The organism is Xanthomonas sp. SHU 199 (assembly GCF_000364665.1).
Classification (GTDB): Bacteria; Pseudomonadota; Gammaproteobacteria; order Xanthomonadales; family Xanthomonadaceae; genus Xanthomonas_A; species Xanthomonas_A sontii.
Genome location: NZ_AQOI01000600.1, coordinates 1 through 331 on the forward strand (window position 1 = coordinate 1; position 331 = coordinate 331).

Annotated in this window: 1 pseudogene; it reads right to left on the reverse strand. The window is 64.0% G+C overall.

The window, feature by feature from the left end:
* Positions 1 to 331, reverse strand: a pseudogene (locus D183_RS25155) (RHS repeat protein); the annotation flags it as partial.

Below are 331 nucleotides of genomic sequence, written 5' to 3' on the forward strand. Positions count from 1 at the left end.
ATCCACCGCAGGCCGCTGGTCATGCGTCACGTTCGAAGCCGCAGTGCAGTTACCGTCCGCCGTGCAAGCGGTCACGCGGTACGAATAGGTGCCCGCCGGCCTCGCCAACGAAGTCCAGTTCCCCTGACTGCCGTCGTACACCGTAGTCCAGGTCACGCCGTCCGCGCTCTCTTCCACCACATAGCGGGTCGCGCCGGAGACCGCGTTCCAGTTGACGTAGTCTTTGACCGAGAGCGTCTGCTCCAGCGGCCAGTCGGCCTCGGCAACCAGGCTGCCGCTCAGCAGGATGTAATCCGTGGATTTGGACTGGCGCTGGTTCTTCTGGAAACGC